The sequence below is a fragment of the Paenibacillus faecis genome (genome assembly GCF_008084145.1).
Lineage (GTDB): Bacteria > Bacillota > Bacilli > Paenibacillales > Paenibacillaceae > Fontibacillus > Fontibacillus faecis.
The window spans coordinates 400,077-421,664 of sequence record NZ_VSDO01000006.1 but is presented as its reverse complement, the minus strand read 5'-3'; the positions used below and the strand labels follow the sequence as shown (position 1 = coordinate 421,664).

Below are 21,588 nucleotides of genomic sequence, written 5' to 3'. Positions count from 1 at the left end.
GTAAGACCCCTTGAAGACGACGAGGTTGATAGGCCTGAGGTGGAAGTGCAGCAATGTATGGAGCTGACAGGTACTAATCGGTCGAGGGCTTATCCAAAAAATCACCCCACAAAGTGAAGAACAGCTTCGATGCTGATTCCGATTACTTTGCGGGGACCCCGAAAACCAAGTAGGGGCTAATTCGCAAATTCGTTTCGTATTCAGTTTTCAGGTGATCAAACATCTGAATGAAGCTGCATGCCTTTTCTAAGGGCTGATATTTTCTCGCAGCGATTTCGAGGAGCGGATGCTCCGAAAAATCATGTTTGGTGGCGATGGCGGAGGGGTTCCACGCGTACCCATCCCGAACACGACCGTTAAGCCCTCCAGCGCCGATGGTACTTGGACCGAAGGGTCCTGGGAGAGTAGGACGCCGCCAAGCAACTGAGAAAGAGCACTACCGTATGATGCGGTAGTGCTTTTTTTGTTTGTTAAAAGCGAAATACCTGCAAATCTGCAGGTATTTCCGAGCGTTATTGCCTCGAAATTCGAAAAAGATGCAAAAGTGCAGGAATTTTCGGCCCGTACGGCCGAATCGGGCTCCTACAGCAAAAAAGCCTGCACATTTGCAGGAATTCAACGCTGCTCACTAAAACCACGTAGCATCTACTTGGCAGGCACGTTGCGACCCGCTTCATTTGTTAGAGTTTAATCATTGTGCTAGAATGGTTAGGTCTTAAAGGTGCAGAGGAATTACGGATGAAGGATGGTAGATCATATGGAGTTAGTTATCGAGAAAGTAAGTACGGCGGCTGAAATTTCAGTATTGGCGGAGTTGGCCTCGGAAATATGGCATGAATATTACGTTAGTATTTTATCCGAGGAACAGATCGATTACATGGTGGACAAGTTCCAATCTACGCCCGCCATTACGGATCAAATCCAAAATCAAGGGTATGAATACTTTTTCTTGAAAGATAAAGGGGAACCTGCCGGTTATATAGGTGTTAAGGAAGAGGAGGGAAAGCTGTTTTTAAGCAAGCTATATGTACGTAAAGAACATCGCGGGAAAGGCTACGCCAGCAAAGGAATGGAATTTCTCGGGGAGGTATGCAAACAACGGGGGCTTGGGCACATTTGGCTTACGGTAAATCGGTATAATGACGACACAATAGCGGTTTACACCAGAAAAGGCTTCAAACCGGTTCGCACACAGGTGGCGGATATCGGAAATGGTTATGTGATGGATGATTACGTGATGGAAAAAGAAATTCAGTTGGCTTAAGTATAAAAATATAAAATAACAGAAGCAACTCCCAGGAAAGGATACAAGCGATGCTATCCATTCTTTGGGAGTTGTTTAGGTTCGTCATTTGTTAGGGAAAATTACCTGCCGAACGATGATGTGGGGTAGACGCGGATTTCGACGACCTCCGCCCGCGGGGAGCCGTTGGTCGACTCCACAATCAGTCTCAGGGAGGATGCCGAGATCGGGTGGTCAAGCCGATGGATGTTTTTCCGTCTCCTGTTGTTTTTGCGGTTAACGATTTCTATGGTCCCCAAGGGCGTGTGGGCTTCGATCCGGTAGTCCTTCACAAGTTCGGGGATGACCTGAAACGGTGTACGATGATGATGGAGGTTGATTAAATCCTCATTGACATCATCCTGGAAGGTCAGATGAATTTCCCGTATTGAAACTTCCTGTTCCCATTGAAGCTCGATCCAAGCGGCCTCTCCCTCCGCCAACGGTTCGGATACCCAACAGTGCGGTCCGCCATAGGGGCGGTTAAACCCGTCAATCACTTTGTCGGGATCAAGAGCGCGGCCAGTCGGCAACCGAAAGCAGAGGGGACGCCGGGAAAAGGGCCCCGCACTCCATTGCTGGACAGGCTGGGGAGGCTGACGATCACCGTATTCGGCGGACACGACGGGGGGCTCTCCTTTTTGGAAACAAAGCACGCCGGTTAAAGGATGCGACGATGTAAACAAGGCAACATGCGGATTAGCTTTAATGACGATAAAAGCGTTGGATGCTTCCTCCGGCGTCCAATCCAGCGGAACTTGAACCCATTCCGGCTCGCCGGGGCGAAGTGGGATCTCAACGTGTTGCACCGCCGTATGAGGAACATAGTTTTCTTTCCTGCCCGTCGTATAGAGTTCCGCAATCAATATGGTGGCTGCGGAACACTCCGTCAAAAGCTGCAAGTCCGTTAAGCGGCCATCAACGGGAACAAGGATCCCGAAATCCGCCTCTAGTAAAATGCGTTCAAAGGGTCCGGAAGGCGCATAGACAGCGAGTGTGGAAGAGGCGCGAACGGCGGCTTGAGAGGCCAGGTCAGCCGGGTCATCCGCCTTCAACCCGATGATCGACGCGTCCTGGCGAAGCAGCATCCGCTGCAGCTCGGCCAGATGGAGCCTCCCCAGTTTCCGCGGCGTTACTGATTTGGTCTCACATAATGCCGCGGCCGTTCCGGCCGCCTCTCCCAAAATGGCGCAGGTGGCCATTACGCGCGTTGTGCCGAATGCAACGTGGGAGGCGCTGATATTCCTTCCTGCAAACAGTAAATTATTGACGTTGACGGAATAAATCGAACGGAAGGGGATATGATAAATGCCATCCGCAAACCAGTGCTTGGAGCCCTGTTCCTCCGCGTAAACGCCGCCGGGAGGATGGAGATCGATCGACCAGCCGCCAAACGCGATGCGGTCCTCGAAAGGCCGCTGAGCCAAAATGTCGTGCTGTGTCAACGTATAATCGCCAATAAATCGGCGGTATTCGCGTTTACCGGGGAGGCTGCCGACCCACTCCAGCGTCAGGTTCTCGGCTGCGAAGTTTCCTGAATTTTTGATGTAATCCCAGATCCCATAGATAACAGCCCAAAGTTCATCCCGGATCCGTTCGTTATCGTGGACCGTATCCAATTCGCCGCCCCATTCGATCCACCAATAAGCACAACCGTTATCGCCGCTGCGAATAATTCGCCGAAGCGGAATGGAGGTTTGCGTAATATCCTTGGCGAACGAAGGGGGGATAAAGCGAACCGGTTCACCGGCGTCCTTCGTATAGAACAGCAGCGTACTGCCCAAGGTGATCGTATCCGCCTTTTCCGGCGCCCACGGTTCACCGAACTCGGACGTGGACTCCCGGCCGATTCGGTACTTGGCCCCGGCTAGCGCACCAACCAGCCCATCCCCGGTACAATCGAGAAACAAACGGCTGCGAAACTCAATTTTTCGTTCGGAGCCCATCATCCAGCCCGTCACACTCTGAATGTTCCGGTCCTCCTCCGGCCCTTCGGCATGCACCTCATGAACGTCCGTATTCAAGTACAGCGAAAGATGAGGCTCCGCCTTCACGGCCTCCAGAAGTGTAAGATCCCACAGGTATGGATTGCCCTCCATGTTCCGGAACTGATTTTCGAGGAACAGTTCCCCCATGATGCCCGTTTCCCGGGCATACCGGTTGACTCCGTGTCCGGTCGCGCCGCAAACCCACACTCTCACTTCACTGCTGGAATTTCCCCCTAAAACCGGTCGATTATGAACCAACGCTACGCTCTTCCCCAGCCTGGCCGCGGCAATGGCGGCACATATACCGGCAAGGCCGCCACCGACTACGGTGATATCCGAGGTGACAGTCTCATTTTTCATGGCGAACAACTCCTTTTTTACGATCGATCACCGCTGTATGACAATAGTTAATTGTCTTTAATTTCATAGTAATAAATTGTGTTTACTATAAAAATGGCTTAAATTACAATAAACATATCCAAAATTTCAAAAAGGGGTGAAATGGAAGGTGGGGCAAGGAGGCGCATCCGTTTCAATTACGGGCTACCGTTACTGGGATTTCAAGCGTCAGTTTGCTTTGGAGCAGGATCGGAATGAAGACTGGGTGATGTTTGCCTTGGAAAGCGGGAGCATTTCCTATGCGGTCGGTTCAGACTCAGGTGAAGCCGGAGGAGGGGAAGCAATCATCTGCCCGCCAGGGGTATGGTTAAAACGCAAAGTGTTGAAACCGGTCTCTTTTCATTATGTATCATTCCGGTTAAACGGGCTGTCCGACCAGGCTTCGACACCGGCTCAAGAGGGGGATGACATGCTTCGGGCTTTAACATCGAGGTGTCATATCCGTTTTATGGACAGGGAGCGGTTTTTTTCGAATTTGCGCTTGATGAGAGAGGCGGACAAACTGGGGAAGAACGAGGCGGCACGATGGCGCCATTATGGATTTGCCGATTTGGGTATGCAGGTCTTTTACCAGAGTTTTATAAAAAATAACAAGCCGATCTCGACCGATACGCAAATAGAGGAAGCCATAACCGAACTGAAAAAACTAGCCGGCGCCCCCCTGGAAATCCGGCAGGTTGCCGCGCGCTACGGAATGTCGCCGGTTCAGTTTATCAGGCGCTTCCGTAACGCCACAGGCCAGACTCCCCTTGAGTACGTGACGGATTTACGAATCGGCAAAGCCTGTCTCCTGCTGGAAGAGACGGAGGATACGCTTGATACGATCGCGGAAAAGTGCGGATATGAGAGCGGTTTTTATTTGAGCCGGGTTTTTTTGAAGCAAAAGGGGGTTCGTCCCTCGGAGTATCGGCGGTCCTACAAAGTTTAACTAAATTTGTTCACCCTATCGAATAGATTTGTTGACGGATGTTTTCTCCCCCATGGACTACACTCATAGAAGGAACAGACGGTTAAGTGAGGATGGAGGGAAATCGGTGGTACAAACCAGACAGGAACATTACGATATTGTGGTTTGCGGCGGAGGTTTGGCCGGATTTTGCGCGGCCGTGGCAGCCGCAAGGCTCGGCTCTACGGTATGTCTGATCGGGGATCGTCCCGTGTTCGGGGGTAACAGTTCATCTGAAATTCGCGTCACGCCGCATGGTGCGGCGGCTTTCCATGCATATGCCCGGGAGACGGGGATTATTTCCGAGCTGTTGATCGAGGAACGGTCTGTCAATCACGAAACGATTCGGGAGAACGGGTGGACGAACAGTGTTTGGGATATGACTTTATATCATATGGCTGTCAGCACGCCAAATTTGACGTTTTATCTGAACACCTCCGTAACCGGGGTGCAGATGGACGGATCGCGAACGATTCGAAGCGTGACGGCGAGGATGACCGGAGCGGAGACCGAACTTAGGATCGGCGGCCAAATTTTTATGGACTGCACGGGTGATGGGGTTGTCGCCGATGCGGCCGGTTGCGAATGGAGATGGGGCAGTGAAAGTAGGGAGGAGTTTGAGGAACCGCACGCGCCGCTGGCGGCAAGCAACGACACCATGGGCAGTTCCATTCATTTTAAGGCCCGAGATATAGGCAGGCCGGTTCCGTTCAAGGCGCCGGAATGGACGGTGCGGTACGAGGATCCCGCATTTTTTGCCGGTCAGGGAAGGCATTTTTACGAATTGGAATCGGGCTATTGGTGGATTGAGATCGGCGTGCCGTGGAATACGGTGTACGACCAAGAAAAAATCCGTCACGAGTTGACTCGCCATACGCTGGGCATTTGGGATTATATCAAGAATCGGGATCCGATCTTGAAGGAGCGTGCCGCTCATCTGGCGTTGGACTGGATCGGCCAGGTTCCGGGCAAACGGGAAAGCCGGAGAATCATGGGACGTTATCTCATGACCGAACACGATCCGGCCGGCAAAACGGTGTTCCCGGATGAAATTGCTTACGGCGGATGGTTTATCGACTTACATACGGCCGGGGGACTGTTAGCGGGGAGCGCGGAGCCTTCCAGTGCGGAGGGCTACAAAGAAACGACGGAATACGCGGTCAAAAGCTATTGTGGTCCCTACGGCATACCGCTGCGCATCTTGCTCGCCAAGGATGTGGACAATTTGATGATGGCGGGGCGGAACGTCAGCGTCACCCACGCCGCATTGGGAACGGTGCGAGTCATGGCCACCACGGCTCTGATGGGGCAAGCTGCCGGAACGGCGGTGGCTATTGCCCTACGTCAAGGGATCGGCGTGGCGGAAGTAACGGAGCGATGTATCGGCGAGGTGCAGCAGCAATTACTCCGCGACGGCTGCTTTCTTCCGAATGTCCGGGGCTGTGATCCCGAGGATCTGGCAAGGCGGGCCCGCGTGACGGCCAGCAGTTCGGAACCGGTGCAAGGGGCGGGGCCGGACAGTCTCGATCCGACCGGAGGCTTTATTCTTGGCGACAGGGAAGAAAGGCGGCGGTCGAAAGAGCCGCTGAATCACCGGCGCGGTCAATGGATTGCCGTCGGTCCGGAAAGAATCCGCTCTCTATCGGTATGCTTAACCAATGACTCGGGCTCAGAACAAACCGTGGCCGCGGAGCTTGTGGACGTGGAGCACATATGGGATTATCGCAGCCGGGGATCGGCCAGGCTCGCCCAAGCGGAGTTGGTCGTTCCTCCGGGAAAAAAACAATGGATCCGATGGGAGTTATCTCCCGATGAAACCGCGCTCATGCGGCCGGGGCGTTATATCCGTCTTGATTTGCTGCCCTGTCCTTCGGTGGAGTGGCACATCGCGGGAACCGTCATTCCCGGGCATACCTCCGCTTACGAAATGGGCGGCGGCCGCATGCGAAGATATCGGGACGGCGGCACGCTCAGCTACCGGGTAACCCCGCCGCAAAGCTGCTTTTCGGCGGAAAACGTGCTTTCGGGAATCACTCGTCCCTACGATTATACGAACCTTTGGCGTTCCGACCCTGCGGATTCCGTGCAACCGTGGATGGAGATGGAATGGAAAGAAGCGCAAACCATCAGCATTATCGAGGTGACTTTTCCGGGCCACCTGTTGCGTGAATACCATAACTATCCACCGTTCTATCGCGATCCTCAAACGGCGAAGGACTACTGTATCGAGGTTTGGAACGGCGATGGTTGGAGGGAAGTGGTGCGTGTGGAGGGAAACGTCCAATGCAAAGTTCGTCATAAACTGGATGAGGCGATTTGTGCCAATAAATGGAGACTCAGCATTCTGGCAACCTGGGGGGATCCGGCCGCAGGGGTGTATGAAATTCGTTGTTATGGCCCGTAATGTAAAAAATACGTTCTTCCCGTAATACCTGCCTGTGATACACTAGGGCTAACCGCAGCAGGTCATAACTAGACAGGGGAGAGGAGTCTGAGCTTGAACTGGAACTGGATTTCGGCCATTTTTAACCGTCTCAGTTTAAAACATCGCTTGTTTATTTCCATCTTGCTCTTCGTGCTGATTCCGGCAACCATCGTGCAAATCCATAGCATTACCCGGCTGGAGACGATGATGAAGGATAATATCGCGGAGCAAAATATCGGACAGCTGGATTCGTTGAAGAATAGCCTGGAAAATCTCCGGCTCGGTGTTCTCGGATCGATGCTCCAATTGGAACGCGACCCCGAAGTAGTTCGGATGCTTCGGACTCCGGGACACACGAAAGAGGAGGACCGCCGGCTTTTTTTGCAAAACCGCTTATTGAGCGTTAAACAAGGTCTCATGAATGCCGTTATCCCGGTTAATATCACATTAGCCGATCTGTCGGGGCATGTTTATACTTCTCTTGAGGAGGGGACCGAAAGAATGGAAGCGGCGGAGATAAATCCTAACGGGAGTTCGGAGGCGACCGATTCGCTTTTTGACGGAGGTACTTTTCGGCGGTTGCTGTCTACGGAGGAACCTTACTTCTGGACGGTCCATGCGCCCGAAGACAGATATGAGAGCACATTTCCGCCCTCCGAGCTCTTTTCCCTTTACGGAAAACTGCAAACCCCGCAGGGGGATACCTTTGGCTATATCCGCATCAGCTTGGATATCAAATCCTGGATGAATTCGATTACGGGCGGCTTTTTGATCAAGCAGAATTATTATTTGCTGGACGGACAAGGCAAGCCGATTCTATTGGAGGCGGACGAATCGGAGGCGAATCGTTTGCAAACGATGCTTCCCGCATTTAAGAAAAATCCGAGCCGGTATTTCACCGATGCTCAGGATCAATATATGTATAACGGTGTTTACATGCCGAATATGAATTGGTACATGTTGAATCGCTTTCCTCTGGAAGCGTTATCAGGGAATGTGTGGTCCATGAAACGGCAGGTTATTTTTTCTTTCCTGTTGACGGTTATCGTATTTATGCTGGTTACCTATGCGATCGTGTCTTCCATTCTGCGGCCGTTACGTCAGTTACAGCGCAAAATGACGCAAATGGCGGATCAGTATATGCATCTTCACCTGCAGGAGTCCAAATATAAAGGCGAGACGCGGGAGCTGGCGAGATCCTTCAATCAAATGACGGACGACATTCGCAAGCTGATCGCCACTTTACGGGCGGAGGAGCGACAAAAAGAAGCTTTGCGCTTTCAAATCCTGATGTCGCAAATGAATCCTCACTTTTTGCTGAATACTTTAAACACCCTGAAATGGAACGCGCGGAGCCAAGGGGATGCGGGAACCTACGAGATTTGCCAAAATCTCGGCAGACTGCTGGAATGCGGTCTGAATACCGAGGTGGATCTGGTTCATTTGAAGGAGGAAATCCGCCTGGTGGAGTCCTATCTTTATATCCAATCCTTCCGTTACGACCATACCTTTCAGTCGGAGATCGAGATGGAGGAAGGGCTGGATTACGCGTTAATTCCGAAACTCAGCTTGCAACCGCTGGTGGAGAATTCACTGCACCACGGTTTGATTCATATGCGCGAAGGCGGCCGCATTTTCATACGGGTCGCCAAGGAATCGCGTAAATTGAGAGTAGAAATTCTGGACAACGGACAAGGTCCCGCAGCTACGGAAGCCATGCGTCCACCGGGAAGGCGGAGGGGAATCGGAATCAGCAATCTCAAGGAACGTCTAGCCCTGTTGTACAAAGGCGAAGCTAGCTTGGAGCTGGTTCCCGCCAACCCGGGAATGCTTGCGGCGCTTGAAATTCCCTTGCTGATATCCTCACCCTATGATAAGGAGGAAGCCCGACATGTGGAGTATCCTGCTCGTTGAAGACGAACCGTTTGTGAGAAGAGCGATCCGCAACACGATCCCGTGGGAACAACACGGATTTACCATAGCGGCCGAGGCCGCCCACGGCTTGGAGGCACTGGAGCAAATGGAGACGGTGTCGCCGGATATTGTGATCAGCGATGTGCTTATGCCCTATATGGACGGTATCGAGCTGCTTCAGCAGGCGAGAAAACGAGGGAATGAAGCGGCGTTTATTATGCTAACCTGTGCCGGTGAATTTGAATATGCCAGGATGGCGTTGGAGTATGGGGCCTCCAGCTATATTTTGAAATTGTCGATGGATGACGACAAGCTGCTGGAAGCTTTGAACAAGGTGAAGAGCCGACTTCAGCGACAGGTCGAGGAAAGGGCGAAGTTGAAGTGGGAGTATCTGGAGGAACGCCTTCCTTACTTATGGAAAAAAGCTTGCGGTAAAAAGCTATCCCCGATGGAGGCGGGAAAACTAGCCGAGTTAAACATGCATGAGATCGGGAACAAACTTATCCTTCTGACCTGGCTGGAGCGTGAAAAGGAGTTATCTTGCGAACAGGCGGGGGAGATGCTGGCTGACGAAAGGCCGGGTTCATACCGCATCATGGCCTACAGGGCGATGGGGGTCAACACCTTGCTCATTTGTCCCGGCGATGCGGCCGCTTCTTCCGCTTTGACCCAAAAGTTGAATGGCCGTACTCCAAACTTTACGCCGCTGTGCCGTACGGTCTACCTGGAGCAAAAAACGGCGGACGATGTCGCAGGGGAATGGGCTCAAATGTTGCGGGAGCTCGACCGCTATTATTATTTCGGGTGCCGTACGGCGGTTAACGGCGGATATCCGATCGATCTGCAGGACGAATACCCCGCGATTCCTTGGGAATTGGAGCAAGAGATCCTGCACCGTTTTGCCAAGGCTGCTGTCAACGAATGCGCGGAGAAGCTTAAAGAGTTATGGTCCTTCATGGAGACCCATTTGCTGCCTATGGTACAAGTAAAGGAAACGGCCGAGCGGCTGGACAGACTTTTTGCCCGCATTAGCCGCAAACCGTTACTTTCCGGCGCGGAAGAGATGTTGCTGTGTACCCGTCATCAAGCCTTGTTCGAGTGGCTTTCGGAACGGATGATCCGGTATTCCAAGGGAAGGACCAGGCCGGCATTGGAGGAGACGGACCATAAAGAAATTAACCGGGTGATCCATTATGTACTCGAGCATTTCGACGAGGATATCTCGCTGCAAGCCATGGCCCAACGAGTGAACATGGATGAGAATTACTTGAGCGGACTGTTTAAAAAGAAGACCGGCCAGACGTTCATCGGTTACCTTCAGCAGGTTCGGGTGCAGGAGGCCAAGGGATATTTGGAGCAAACGGACCTGACGGTGGCCGAAATTGGCGAGAGATGCGGATTTGCCAACCCCAGTTATTTTTTTAAAATATTCAAGAGGTGGACGGGGCTGCGGCCGAGTGAATACCGTCTAGCTCTAAAGCGTGAGGAAGCCGGGCTATGAGCCCGGTTTTCACGTCTTTACCGCGATCGGCAGCAGGGAGAATAGTGTAATTCGTTCATTCAGCAAAACAGATTTGTTGATTATGGACCGGAAGAGGGTCTGATATCATGCGTTTTGTAAGCGCTTTATATTATTTTAGAAAAAGGAGGCGCATCTTATGCGGCGAAACGACGGATCAAGGCGAATAACGGTGCTGCTGGTGTTTATGGTGATTTTCACGTGGTGTTCAGGCGGTTTAATCGACCCGCCTCTAATCGCCGCGGCGGGCAAGGAGGATTCGGAAGAAGGGGGATATACATGGGGGCAAGTACCGATCGGCGGAGGAGGTTATATTACCGGGATCACGATTCATCCGCAGGAGCCGGATCTGGTCTATATCCGTTCGGATGTAGGCGGGATTTTTCGGTGGAATGAAGAAACCCGCAGCTGGAAGCAGCTGATTGGTGAAGCGGACCGTCAACATGCCAATTTGTACGGTGGGGAGAGCCTTGCCTTGGATCCCTCCAATCCCGATGTTGTTTATGCCGCTTTGGGAAGGTACGATTACCTGACGCCCAGCGATGTTTACAAGTCGACCGATCGGGGCGAAACCTGGACCCCCACCGGTCTGAAAGCCGGAGGCAAAGACGTAAAAATGTCGTCCAACGGCCAAAATCGGGCGGCCGGCGAACGGTTGGCCGTGGATCCGGACAACGGCGACATCGTTTATTTCGGTTCCCGTTATGACGGTTTGTTCCGAAGCAGGAAGGCGGCTGAGCCTGGAAGCTGGGCACGGGTTGATTCATTTCCTTCTTTGAACAATCAGCCGTATGGAATCAGCTTTGTGCAGTTTGACCCGTCTTCGGGCAGCGGAGGGACGGGGAGTTCCGTCCTGTACGCGGGTGCGTACAATTACGGGGTCTATGTTAGTCGTGATTCGGGGGAAACCTGGACGCTGCTGCCCGGCAGTCCGCAAAAACCGAACCGTGCCGCCGTTACGAAAGAGGGAACCTTATATGTGGCACATGGACAGGGATTGTCCAAATTTGAAAATGGGGCATGGACGGACATTACGCCGACGGAGGAGAAAGGCCAACCGTTCGGCTCTATCGCCGTGGATCCGGCGGATTCGAGCACGCTGCTGTCGGCTCGCCGGCAGGACGCGCACGGCAATCCGATTTATCGCTCGACCGACGGCGGGGCCCATTGGGCCAAATTGCAGGTCAGCCGGAATTCGCTGGTCCCCTGGATGCCCTCCTGGCACTGGTCGTCCGCCACGTCCGCGCTGGCTTTCGACCCTTTTCATCAAGGCCGGGTTTGGATGACGGATTGGTATTATGCGTGGAGGACGGAGAACGTCAACGAAGTTCCTTCCCAATGGAGCAACCCCGCCAAGGGGCTTGAGACGGTAGTCAATGTGGCGAATCTCGTGAGCCCTCCGCTCGGTAACCGGGTTCTGCACAGCGGGATCGCGGATAACGGGGGCTTCGACCATCGTTCGCTGGAGAGCTTTCCGGAGTCCACTTACTTTACGTCATCCGGCGGCATCAAGGAGCTGACCACCACGGGGATTGACGTTTCCGCATCCCGGCCTGACTTTGTGGTTCGTGTCGGCACGTATGGATGGAACGGAGACGGCAGGAGCGATCCGGGCGGCGGCGGGTATTCAACCGATGGAGGCAACACTTATACGGCGTTTAAAACCCTTCCCTTCAAGGGAGTTCAGGGCGGAAAAACCGCGGTTTCGGCTACCTACTCCAATAATGCAGTGTGGATGCCGCAGAAAGGCTCGGTACATTATACGCTGGACCTCGGCAACTCCTGGACCAAGAGCGCGGGACTACCGGAAGGCATGATTACAGGAGACCATATTTTTGCCGGTTATTATCAACCGCTGGCTTCCGACAAGGTGAAGGATGGAGTTTTCTATGCTTACGACTACAAGAGCGGGAAGTTCTTTCGCAGTGCAAATGGGGGGAGATCTTTTGAAACGGTTTCCAATTTATCTTCCCAACAAACCCCATGGCATAATGTTCAGGCAGCTCCAGGGGTTATGGGCGAGGTTTGGATAAGCCTGAATGACAAGGGCTTGTTTCGATCCGGCGATGGCGGAGACCGATTTGAGCGAGTGGACAAGGTGGAGCAGGCTTATCTCTTCAGCTTGGGGAAAGCGGCTCCAGGTCGGTTGAATCCGGCGGTATTTGTATACGGTAAAGTCTCGGGCTTTCCGGACGAGGCGATTTACCGATCCGATGATATGGGAGCCACTTGGGTTAAGGTTAGCGTTTCCGATCCCTTCCCCGGCAATGAGCCGAACAGTATGGCTGGAGACATGCAGGTCCATGGCCGGGTATATGTCGGTACCAACGGGACCGGAATTTTGTATGGTGAACCGAGCAAGCCTATTCAGCTTCCGGAATTTAACGACGATAAGGCGCCAAAACCGCCAAAGCGCCTGGAAGTTAAAGCTAAAGGAACCACGTATCTGGATTTAAGTTGGGACACAAGTGTGGACTCGGAATCAGGGATTCGCGGCTACCGTATTTCCAATGCGGCGGGTCAAACCCTGGCTGAAACTTATGGAACCTCATATAGCTTTTCCGGCCTGGAGCCCGATACTAAGTATACCTATTTCGTCCAGGCGGTAGATTTGGCCGGCAATTTATCACAAGCTTCCAAAATTACCGCCAAGACCGAATCCATGGACGTTACCCCGCCGCGGACGCCGCGTGGTTTTCAGGCGGAGGCTCTGTCTTACGCCAAAATAAAACTGACCTGGAACGCCCCTGGAGATGTAGCTATCGCGGGCTATCATTTGTACCGCTCGACCGAGCCCGCATTCGTACCCGGGCCCGCGAACCGGATCGCTTACATGCTGCAGGGCGACACCCATTTGGATACGGATGGGGTGGAGGCGGAGACGGCCTATTTCTATCAATTGACCGCCGTGGATTTGTCCGGGAATGAATCGGCGCCTTCCGGAGAGATTCGGGTGGAAACGCCGGCGGATCAACGGGTTGACATCATCGTCGATAATCGGGATTCCGGCTTTTCCGTGGACGGTCTTTGGCAGAGCAGCACGTATTCGGCCTCCAGATACGGAGAGGATTATTTGCATGACGGAAAAGCGGCCGGAAAGCGGGCCACATGGGTCCCTAACCTGCCACAGGCCGGGGAGTACAATGTCTACATGCTTTGGAACGCCTCACCGAATCGGACGTCCAAAGCAGCCGTGGAGATTTCGCATCAAGAAGGAAGTGAAACCGGGTTAACCGTAAACCAGATGAATAACGATAATCAGTGGGTATGGCTCGGGAAATATCGGTTTGGAGAAGGGACGGGCGGCTCCGTCACCATCCGAACCGCCGGTGACGAAACGACGATTGCGGATGCCGTCAAATTCTCTCTCGCCGCGCATGATCCTTTTGGAGAAACCCATGCGCGATAAACAAATAGAAGGCGAATTCCGCTAAAAACAGAAATATGTGCATGACACTGCTGAGAAATGACAATATCGGCGCTGATCCCTCTTTCGTTATGATGGGAGTATATAACGGAGAGGAAGATGGTGAGTATGAAACAGCACGTCAATTTACACGCACATTCACCCCGGTCCGCCGGGAACATGCCCGGACAGCGGCTGCGCAGGCTCTCGGCGGAGATTTGGAAAATGAGAGCGCTGTATATCATGTTGTTGCCCTGTCTGATTTGGTATTTTATTTTTAAATATCTTCCCATGTACGGGGTTGTGATTTCATTTAAGGATTACAATTTTGCGGAGGGGATATTCGGGAGCCCATGGGCGGATCCATGGAACAAGCATTTCAAGATGTTCTTTGAATCCCCCTATTTCTCCCAACTGTTGACCAACACGCTGTTAATCAGTCTTTACAAGCTATTGTTCGGGGTATTTCCATCGATTATTCTGGCCATCGTCTTTTTCGAATGCCGGGTGGGCTGGTTAAAACGCTGGGTTCAAACCTTGAGTTACATGCCGCATTTTCTGTCCTGGATCGTCATTTACGGTATCTCCATCGCCTTTTTGTCGGAGACTACAGGACTCCTTAACCGATGGATCACGGAGACGGGAGGAAGCGCCATTCCGTTTCTGAACGGGACGGAGTGGTTCCGCAGCATCCTGGTTTTGACGGAAATCTGGAAGGATCTCGGTTGGGGGGCGATCATTTATCTGGCTGCGATCAGCAGTATTGATCCTACGCTGTTTGAGGCCGCCAAAGTGGACGGAGCCAGCCGGTTGAGAATGATTTGGCATATTACGCTGCCCGGAATCCGTAACGTCATTATATTACTGCTCATTCTTCGGATAGGGAGCATTTTGGACGCGGGGTTTGAACAGGTTTTTGTTTTCTATCATCCAAGGGTGTACGAGGTCGGCGATATTATCGATACCTGGGTGTATCGGACCGGCCTGGAGCAAATGAATTTTAGCCTCGGCGCGACCGTCGGCCTGTTCAAATCGGCGATCGGGTTCGTTCTGGTGCTTGGAGCAAACAAGCTGGCCAAAAGATGGGGGGGAAGCATATGGTAACCAGCCGGTCGGATAAATGGTTCAATGCCGTTATATATGTCATCTTGGTTCTGATTGCCGTAGCCGCTGTATTTCCGTTGCTTTATGTGATCTCGATGTCGCTGACCCCCTACAGTGAGGTGGTTAAAAACGGCGGTTTTATCGTACTGCCCCGTAAAATCTCTTTTGAGGCTTACGAACGTATCTTTGCGGACCCTGCATTGGGACGCTCGATGTTAGTGACCGTAATCGTTACGGTTGGCGGCACGCTCGTCAATATGATTTTTACCACGTTGGCCGCTTATCCACTAAGCCGCCGAAATTTGCCGGGACGCACTTTTTTTCTGCTGTACATGGTATTCACTATGTTGTTCAGCGGCGGTTTGATTCCAACTTATCTGGTCATCCAGTCCCTGGGCATGATCAACACGCTGTGGGCCTTGATCATCCCGGGCGCGATCGCTACGTTTAACGTGCTCATTTTAAAAAGTTTCTTTGAGACATTGCCGGAAGAACTATTCGAATCCGCACGGATTGACGGAGCCAGGGAATTCCGCATCCTGTGGCAGGTGGCCATTCCGCTGTCGCTGCCCTCGATGATGACCGTCGGTTTGTTCTATATGGTCGGGCACTGGAATTCTTTTTTCTCGGCGGTGTTGTACATCACGGACACGGACTTGAATCCGCTTCAGGTCGTGATCCGAAATATGCTGCTGCTGACGCAGTCCAGTGAGCTGCAGGCGGAAATTACCGTTCCTACAGCCGCGATGCAAATGGCGGCGGTCATTGCCGGCAGCCTTCCGATCATAGCGGTGTATCCTTTCATCCAGAAGCATTTCACAAAGGGCATGCTGCTGGGGGCAGTGAAAGGTTAAACAAGGGCTGTTGGAATTGAAACCGGGTTGCGGTATTTTAAAACTATAGAGGTGGGACGATCCATGAAAAGAAATCGAATTTGGTCAGTATCTTTGGTTGTCGTTTTGGCGGCGACGCTGCTAAGCGCATGTGGAGGAAAGGAGGAAACGAAAGATAACGGCTCCGAAGGAGCTAAAGCGTCCGGCTCCGTTAAGATCAATGTATCCCAAGTCAGCTGGGGAACGAATCTGCCGGCCGGCGATTTTGTAAAAAAAGAGCTTGATGCCAAAATGGGCATCGATTTGTTGCAAACCTTAGTGGGGGACCAGGCGGATTACGAGAACAAAATCAATGTGCTTGCCGCTTCCAACAACTTGCCTGACTTGTTTATGGTGACCGGTAAGCCTCACCTGCAGAAACTGGCGGAATCGGGCAGCCTGCTCGATTTGACGCCATACCTTGAAAAAATGCCCGATTACACCAAGTTTGCCGGCAACGATGTGATCAAAAAAGGGCTCGTTTCGGATAAACAATATGCGCTGCCGAAGGCGGGGCAGGCCGTCTCGTACACCTATTGGATCCGCAAGGACTGGCTCGACAATTTGAAGCTTCAGCCGCCTGCAACCGTGGATGAATTGCTTGCTGTAGCGAAAGCGTTCACGGAGCAGGATCCGGACCAAAACGGAAAAAATGACACTTTCGGCATCACGGGCACCAATTTTCAAACCTTTGATCCCATTTTCGGCGCCTATGGCATTACTAATATTTATGAGGGTTCCAAGCTGTTTGTGGAAGACGGCAAAGTAACGAATACGCTGTATCACCCGAAAATGAAAGAGGCGCTGGCGACGATTAAAAAATTTGTGGATGCCGGAGTCGTTGATCCGGAGGTCGTGAGCAACAAAGGGACGATGGCGAAGGATAAGGCGTTCCAAGGCAAAGTGGGGATTATCAACCTGGACTGGGCGCAGATCATTAAGGACGATCAGGTTGCGGTATGGAAGGGGGCCAATCCCAAAGCAGAGTGGATTCAGCTCAGTCCGCCGAAAGGACCGGACGGAACGCAGAATTCCAATTCCATCAACATCGGGGCTACCGGCGGTTTGTGGGCCATTCCGAAACGGCTGGAGAAGGAGCCGGAGAAGCTCGACAAAATTTTGGAGCTGATCAATTACCTTGCAACGCCGGAAGGCGGACGTCTCGTGCAATTCGGCTTGCAGGATGTTCATTATACGTTGAACGGCGAGCAAGTGGTCATCACGGACAAAGGAAAGCAGGAGGCCGGGTTTACGTGGTTGTACCAATTTGCCGGGCGGGAGGAGACGGAGTATTTAAAAACGAAGTTCGCCGCCCAAGCCGAGTACATCGAATTTGAGGCAAACCTGCCCAGAATTCAGACGCTCGATGGTTATGTCCAAAGCCCGCCGGGGTACAATGCGGCGGATGCCAACCGCTTCGTGGAGGAGGAAATGATCAAATTCGTATACGGCAAAAGCGGCTTGGACCAGTACGATCAATTCCTCAATACCCTTGAGAGCACCTTTAGTTATAAAAATTATATGGATTCCGCTTTGGAACAGTTGAAGGAACTCGGCTACGGTAAATCATAGAATGTATGTTCGTGAATAGAATTGACATCAATTCCCTTTTCAGGTATATTAGCTATAAATCATAACGGAACGAGCGAGAGAAGCACCTCGCAGGATTGGCTGAATCAGCCTGTCTTGCGGGGTGTTTTTGCGTTTTGGGCCCTGTTGTGAAATGAATGAATCCACATTTGAAGAAGGAGTGTTTCGGATGAATTTGAACAAAGGATTATGCCGGTGGACCCTGAAGTTCCTGCTAACATTGGTCTTATTAACAGCCGTCATGCCGGTTGTCGGCATGTCGACGGCGAGAGCGGACGGTTGGGAGGAGGCGCTGCTGACCGTGGACACGCTGCATGACAGCTTCTCCGCGCTGGAGAGCCTGATCAAGCTGGAGAAGCTGGATACCCAGACCCTTCGGAAGCAAAACAACGACCGATTGAAGGCGATTCAGACCAAAATCAAAAATATCGATAAGGGTAAACTTGAGCAATTCAAGGCAAGCTATGATCAGGCGCTAAAGAAACACGCTCCATCACTGGAACAATACAAGACGTTGACGAAACAGGCCGCGGCCGCAAGAAAAACGAAGGACGCGAAGAAAGCCGCGCTGCTTGACTTGAAGCGGAACAATCTTAAGCCTGCGGTCGACGCGGCCAAGCTGGACATCGCGAACCGGAAATCGGCGCTGACGACGGCCAAGAAGCAGGCGGCGGCCAAGGCTAAAGAAATCAGAACGTCCTTGGCCTCAATTCAGCCTCTTAAGAAACAGATTGCAGCCGAGAACAAGCTGATTAACCGGACGAACAAAAACAAGTCGGCGGCGGAGAAACTATACCGTGCCGCGATTAAGAAAGGAAACGCGGTGATGGCGGCGGCGCAGATGACGATCATGTACGCCGAACTCGGCAAGGTGAACCAATCGCAAAAGAAAATCCATGCTTGGGAGAAACAAATCGAAGGTTATCTGAAAGCGGCCGAGTCCAAACTCCCTTAGCCGCCCGATGCTTGTCGGAAGAAAACCGTATCTGAAACGCTCGCGGTTGACCGCGGGCGTTTTGTCATCTGCCCCAAGGCCCTTATTTAATTTCCGTGTTTAGCGTAAGTATGGAAAAGGGTACTAATCATAGACTAGAGGTTTCTTGCTGACATGCTTCAATCCGACGAAACACAAAGGAGGAATTCCAATTGAGAAGGTTGCGCAAGACGCTTTGCCTGGCGATGGCCTTGTTGCTTCCGGGGTCGCTTCTGACATCCTGTGGCGGAGGAGAATCCGATGCCGGGAAAGTGCGGATCGAGTTTTTTCAAAATAAACCCGAGGCTAAAGCCTCCTTCGACAAACTGATCGCGAAGTTCAATGCCGAGAACCCCGGCATTGAGGTCACCCAGGTCAATCCGCCGGATGCTGAAACCGTTTTATTAACCCGCGTCGTTAAAAATGATGAGCCTGACATCGTCGGGATGGGGGCCACGGATACATTTTCGGTTTTGTCGCAAAGCGGGATCTTCGAGGATTTGACGAATCAGCCCCTATTGGAGGGTGTAAACCCCGTATACGTCAAGCAGCTTACCGACGTTTCCGGTATGCGCGAAATTACCGGCGTTCCGTATGCGACCAATGCCAACGGCATTATGTACAACAAGCAAATTTTCCGCGAGTTGAACCTGCAGGTTCCGAAAACCTGGGATGAGCTCATTGCCACGGCGAAAGCGGTTAAAGAGGCGGGCATCATACCTTTCTATTTTACATATAAGGATGATTGGCAGACGAATTTGCCTTTTAACGCGCTCGGTCCCAACCTCGTAGGGAATGATTTTTTTCAAGCTCGACGGTCCGGTGAAACCACCTTCAAAGAAAACTTCCGGGAAGTGGCCGAGAAAATGCTGGCCCTGCTCGATTATGGCCATAATGACAATTTCGGCAAAACGTATGCCGACGGAAACCGGGCCTTCGCGCGAGGGGAAGCGGCCATGTACATCCAGGGAACCTGGGCGATCCCGGAACTGCGTAAAACGAATCCGAACCTGGAGCTTGGCTTCTTTCCGTTTCCAACCGGTAATAACGCGGACCAAGTCCATCTGGTTTCCGGGGTGGATACTTTGTTAACGATCACGAAATCCTCGGAGCATAAAGAAGAGGCGGCCCAATTTATCGAATTCCTGCTCAAGCCCGAAAATATTGGCCAATACATTGAGGAGCAAACCGCTTTTTCCGCGGTGGAAGGCGTGGAGCAGAAGGACCCGGCGGTCGCCGAGCTTCAGCCTTATTTCGAGCAAGGGCGATTTGTCGATTTTGCCGATCACTTTATTCCGCAAGCCGTTCAACTGAACTCGATCGTCCAGTCGTTCTTGCAAAACGGCAATATCGATGATTTTCTCGGCACGCTGGACCGGGAATGGGATAAAGTGGCGAACCGCCGGCAAACCCATTAAGGGTCCGACTTCGCTTGAGTCAAGCTAGAACAAAGAGGAGGATGGAGGATGACGAGACGTAATTCGGTTTTTTACTGGATGACCATACCGGCTGTACTGCTCTTTTTCCTATTTCACACGTTTCCGGCCCTGCAAGGGGTATATTATTCGTTTACGAATTGGAACGGCTATGGACATAGTTACGATTTCATCGGTTTGAAGAACTATTTCTACCTGTTTCAGGACGGGAATGTGTGGAATTCCTATTGGTTCACCTTTAAGTTTTCCATAGTGACCATGATCCTGATTAATGTGATCAGCTTGTTGATTGCGCTTGGATTAAACGCCAGGATTAAGTCGCGCAACTTCTTCCGTGCGGTTTATTTTCTGCCGAATATTTTAAGCGTACTGATCGTGGGATACATCTTCAATTATTTGTTCTCCAACGTGTTTCCGATTTGGGGGGCGAATCTGGGAAGCGAAACACTGGCGGGCAATATTCTCGGGAGCGGGAAGTTGGCATGGATCGGTGTAACGCTCGTTGCGGTTTGGCAGGGAATCGCTTTTAACACCATTTTGTACTTATCCGGGCTTCAAACGATACCCACCGATATTTATGAGGCTTCCAATCTGGACGGGGCGAGCCGCTGGCAGGAATTCTGGAGAATCACATTTCCGATGATCGCTCCGTTTTTTACCATCAATATGGTGCTGGCCATGAAAAACTCGCTGATGGTGTTCGATTTGATCGTCGCCCTGACCAACGGAGGACCGGGGCGAGCCACGCAATCCATATCCCATTTGATATATACTGGCGGATTCCAGGGCGGCGAATTTGCATACCAATCCGCAAACTCGGTGATCTATTTTATCGTGATTGCGCTCATTTCCATTGTTCAAATCCGATTTTTGCAGAGAAGGGAGACGGAGATGTCATGAGAAGCAGACGCATCAATTGGACCGTAACGATTCTGGTGGCGCTGGGCACTTTATTTATCCTGTTTCCCCTGTACATGGCGATCACGATTTCTCTGAAAAACCAGGAAGATATGCTGGGCTCCGTGTTCGGTTTGCCGACCCACTGGCGGTTTGAGAATTATGCGGAAGCGATCAAGATGACGAATTTTTTTCAAGCTCTCGGAAACAGCGCGTTCGTTACCATAGCAACGGCGGTATTGACCCTGTTGACCAACTCGTTAGTGTCCTATGCGATAGCACGAAATATGGATCGGAAGTTTTTTAAGGGGTTATACTTCTACTTTATCAGCGCCATGTTCATTCCCTTTCCGATCATCATGCTCCCGATCGTGAAGCTGACCTCCGGATTGGGGATGACGAATCTGGTCGGACTGACCATTCTGCACACTGTATACGGTCTCGCGTTTAACGTTTTTGTGTATGTAGGTTATATCCGATCCATCCCGACCGCGCTGGAGGAGGCGGCCAAGGTCGACGGCGCTTCCACCTGGGGAACGTTTTGGCGGATTATTTTTCCGCTGATGATGCCGATCAACGCCACCGTGGGGATTCTGATCTGTCTGTCCACGTACAATGACTTTCTGCTTCCGCTCATTATTATCAGCGACCAGGATAAGTACACGCTGCCCTTGGTCCAGTATATTTTCCAGGGACAGTTCAATACGGAATTCAATCTGGCGTTCGCCTCCTATTTGCTTGCGATGCTCCCGATGATCCTGGTCTACGTATTTGCGCAGAAGTGGATTATTAATGGGGTGACGCAGGGGGCGGTGAAATAGGCTTGAAGGGCAAAGG

14 protein-coding genes and 1 rRNA gene are annotated in these 21,588 nt (G+C 52.0%); 14 read left to right on the top strand and 1 reads right to left on the bottom strand.

The annotated features are described in order from the left end of the window. Positions 1-304 precede the first annotated feature (304 nt). Both rrf and FRY98_RS27090 read left to right on the top strand, forming a co-directional pair. Positions 305-421: ribosomal RNA gene (gene rrf, locus FRY98_RS27095) — 5S ribosomal RNA — on the top strand. A 336-nt stretch (positions 422-757) separates the two neighbouring features. Continuing rightward, entirely contained in the window at positions 758-1,264 is a 507-nt protein-coding gene (locus FRY98_RS27090) for a GNAT family N-acetyltransferase (RefSeq protein ID WP_148457817.1), read from the top strand. Positions 1,265-1,365: 101 nt separating this feature from the next. On the opposite strand, the gene FRY98_RS27085 is transcribed toward FRY98_RS27090, so the two are convergent. Next, the gene (locus FRY98_RS27085) at positions 1,366-3,630 is read right to left on the bottom strand and encodes an FAD-dependent oxidoreductase (protein ID WP_148457816.1); all 2,265 of its coding nucleotides are present in this window, start codon (positions 3,628-3,630) and stop codon (positions 1,366-1,368) included. Positions 3,631-3,778: 148 nt separating this feature from the next. Here FRY98_RS27085 and FRY98_RS27080 point away from each other — a divergent pair, with 148 nt between their 5' ends. The 12 genes from FRY98_RS27080 to FRY98_RS27025 all read left to right on the top strand — a co-directional run bounded on the left by FRY98_RS27080 (position 3,779) and on the right by FRY98_RS27025 (position 21,572). Further along, positions 3,779-4,597 carry a helix-turn-helix domain-containing protein gene (locus tag FRY98_RS27080; protein ID WP_148457815.1) on the top strand — a complete coding sequence of 273 codons (819 nt, stop codon included), beginning with the start codon at positions 3,779-3,781 and terminating at the stop codon, positions 4,595-4,597. Positions 4,598-4,703: 106 nt separating this feature from the next. Continuing rightward, positions 4,704-7,019 carry an FAD-dependent oxidoreductase gene (locus FRY98_RS27075; protein ID WP_249043543.1) on the top strand — a complete coding sequence of 772 codons (2,316 nt, stop codon included), beginning with the start codon at positions 4,704-4,706 and terminating at the stop codon, positions 7,017-7,019. A gap of 93 nt (positions 7,020-7,112) precedes the next feature. After that, entirely contained in the window at positions 7,113-8,954 is a 1,842-nt protein-coding gene (locus FRY98_RS27070) for a sensor histidine kinase (RefSeq protein WP_148457813.1), read from the top strand. Beyond that, the gene (locus FRY98_RS27065; RefSeq protein ID WP_170287204.1) at positions 8,932-10,455 is read left to right on the top strand and encodes a helix-turn-helix domain-containing protein; all 1,524 of its coding nucleotides are present in this window, start codon (positions 8,932-8,934) and stop codon (positions 10,453-10,455) included. Before FRY98_RS27070 ends, FRY98_RS27065 begins: the two co-directional genes overlap by 23 nt. Before the next feature lie 157 nt (positions 10,456-10,612). Then, positions 10,613-13,882: a golvesin C-terminal-like domain-containing protein gene (locus tag FRY98_RS27060; protein ID WP_148457811.1), complete on the top strand. Its 3,270-nt coding sequence runs from the start codon at positions 10,613-10,615 to the stop codon at positions 13,880-13,882. Between the two features lie 177 nt (positions 13,883-14,059). Next, positions 14,060-14,983, top strand: coding sequence for an ABC transporter permease (locus tag FRY98_RS27055; protein WP_148457985.1), 924 nt, complete (start codon positions 14,060-14,062; stop codon positions 14,981-14,983). Beyond that, positions 14,977-15,837 (top strand): carbohydrate ABC transporter permease, encoded by an 861-nt coding sequence (locus FRY98_RS27050; RefSeq protein WP_148457810.1) that lies wholly within the window; start codon positions 14,977-14,979, stop codon positions 15,835-15,837. The genes FRY98_RS27055 and FRY98_RS27050 overlap by 7 nt, the downstream gene beginning before the upstream one ends. A 63-nt stretch (positions 15,838-15,900) precedes the next feature. Next, positions 15,901-17,427 (top strand): extracellular solute-binding protein, encoded by a 1,527-nt coding sequence (locus FRY98_RS27045; RefSeq protein WP_148457809.1) that lies wholly within the window; start codon positions 15,901-15,903, stop codon positions 17,425-17,427. Between the two features lie 187 nt (positions 17,428-17,614). Continuing rightward, entirely contained in the window at positions 17,615-18,400 is a 786-nt protein-coding gene (locus FRY98_RS27040) for a hypothetical protein (protein WP_148457808.1), read from the top strand. Positions 18,401-18,624: 224 nt separating this feature from the next. After that, on the top strand, positions 18,625-19,836 hold the full coding sequence (locus tag FRY98_RS27035) for an ABC transporter substrate-binding protein (RefSeq protein ID WP_148457984.1): 1,212 nt from the start codon (positions 18,625-18,627) through the stop codon (positions 19,834-19,836). Positions 19,837-19,884: 48 nt separating this feature from the next. Continuing rightward, positions 19,885-20,754, top strand: a complete 870-nt coding sequence (locus tag FRY98_RS27030) for a carbohydrate ABC transporter permease (RefSeq protein WP_148457807.1) — start codon at positions 19,885-19,887, stop codon at positions 20,752-20,754. Continuing rightward, positions 20,751-21,572 (top strand): carbohydrate ABC transporter permease, encoded by an 822-nt coding sequence (locus FRY98_RS27025; protein WP_148457806.1) that lies wholly within the window; start codon positions 20,751-20,753, stop codon positions 21,570-21,572. The genes FRY98_RS27030 and FRY98_RS27025 overlap by 4 nt, the downstream gene beginning before the upstream one ends. Positions 21,573-21,588 lie beyond the last annotated feature (16 nt).

Coding starts and splice junctions, on each gene's coding strand:
- FRY98_RS27090 (WP_148457817.1), top strand. CDS start 758: ATGGAGTTAGTTATCGAGAAAGTAAGTACGGCGGCTGAAATTTCAGTA.
- FRY98_RS27085 (WP_148457816.1), bottom strand. CDS start 3,630: ATGAAAAATGAGACTGTCACCTCGGATATCACCGTAGTCGGTGGCGGC.
- FRY98_RS27065 (WP_170287204.1), top strand. CDS start 8,932: ATGTGGAGTATCCTGCTCGTTGAAGACGAACCGTTTGTGAGAAGAGCG.
- FRY98_RS27060 (WP_148457811.1), top strand. CDS start 10,613: ATGCGGCGAAACGACGGATCAAGGCGAATAACGGTGCTGCTGGTGTTT.
- FRY98_RS27055 (WP_148457985.1), top strand. CDS start 14,060: ATGCCCGGACAGCGGCTGCGCAGGCTCTCGGCGGAGATTTGGAAAATG.
- FRY98_RS27050 (WP_148457810.1), top strand. CDS start 14,977: ATGGTAACCAGCCGGTCGGATAAATGGTTCAATGCCGTTATATATGTC.
- FRY98_RS27045 (WP_148457809.1), top strand. CDS start 15,901: ATGAAAAGAAATCGAATTTGGTCAGTATCTTTGGTTGTCGTTTTGGCG.
- FRY98_RS27040 (WP_148457808.1), top strand. CDS start 17,615: ATGAATTTGAACAAAGGATTATGCCGGTGGACCCTGAAGTTCCTGCTA.
- FRY98_RS27035 (WP_148457984.1), top strand. CDS start 18,625: ATGGCCTTGTTGCTTCCGGGGTCGCTTCTGACATCCTGTGGCGGAGGA.
- FRY98_RS27030 (WP_148457807.1), top strand. CDS start 19,885: ATGACGAGACGTAATTCGGTTTTTTACTGGATGACCATACCGGCTGTA.
- FRY98_RS27025 (WP_148457806.1), top strand. CDS start 20,751: ATGAGAAGCAGACGCATCAATTGGACCGTAACGATTCTGGTGGCGCTG.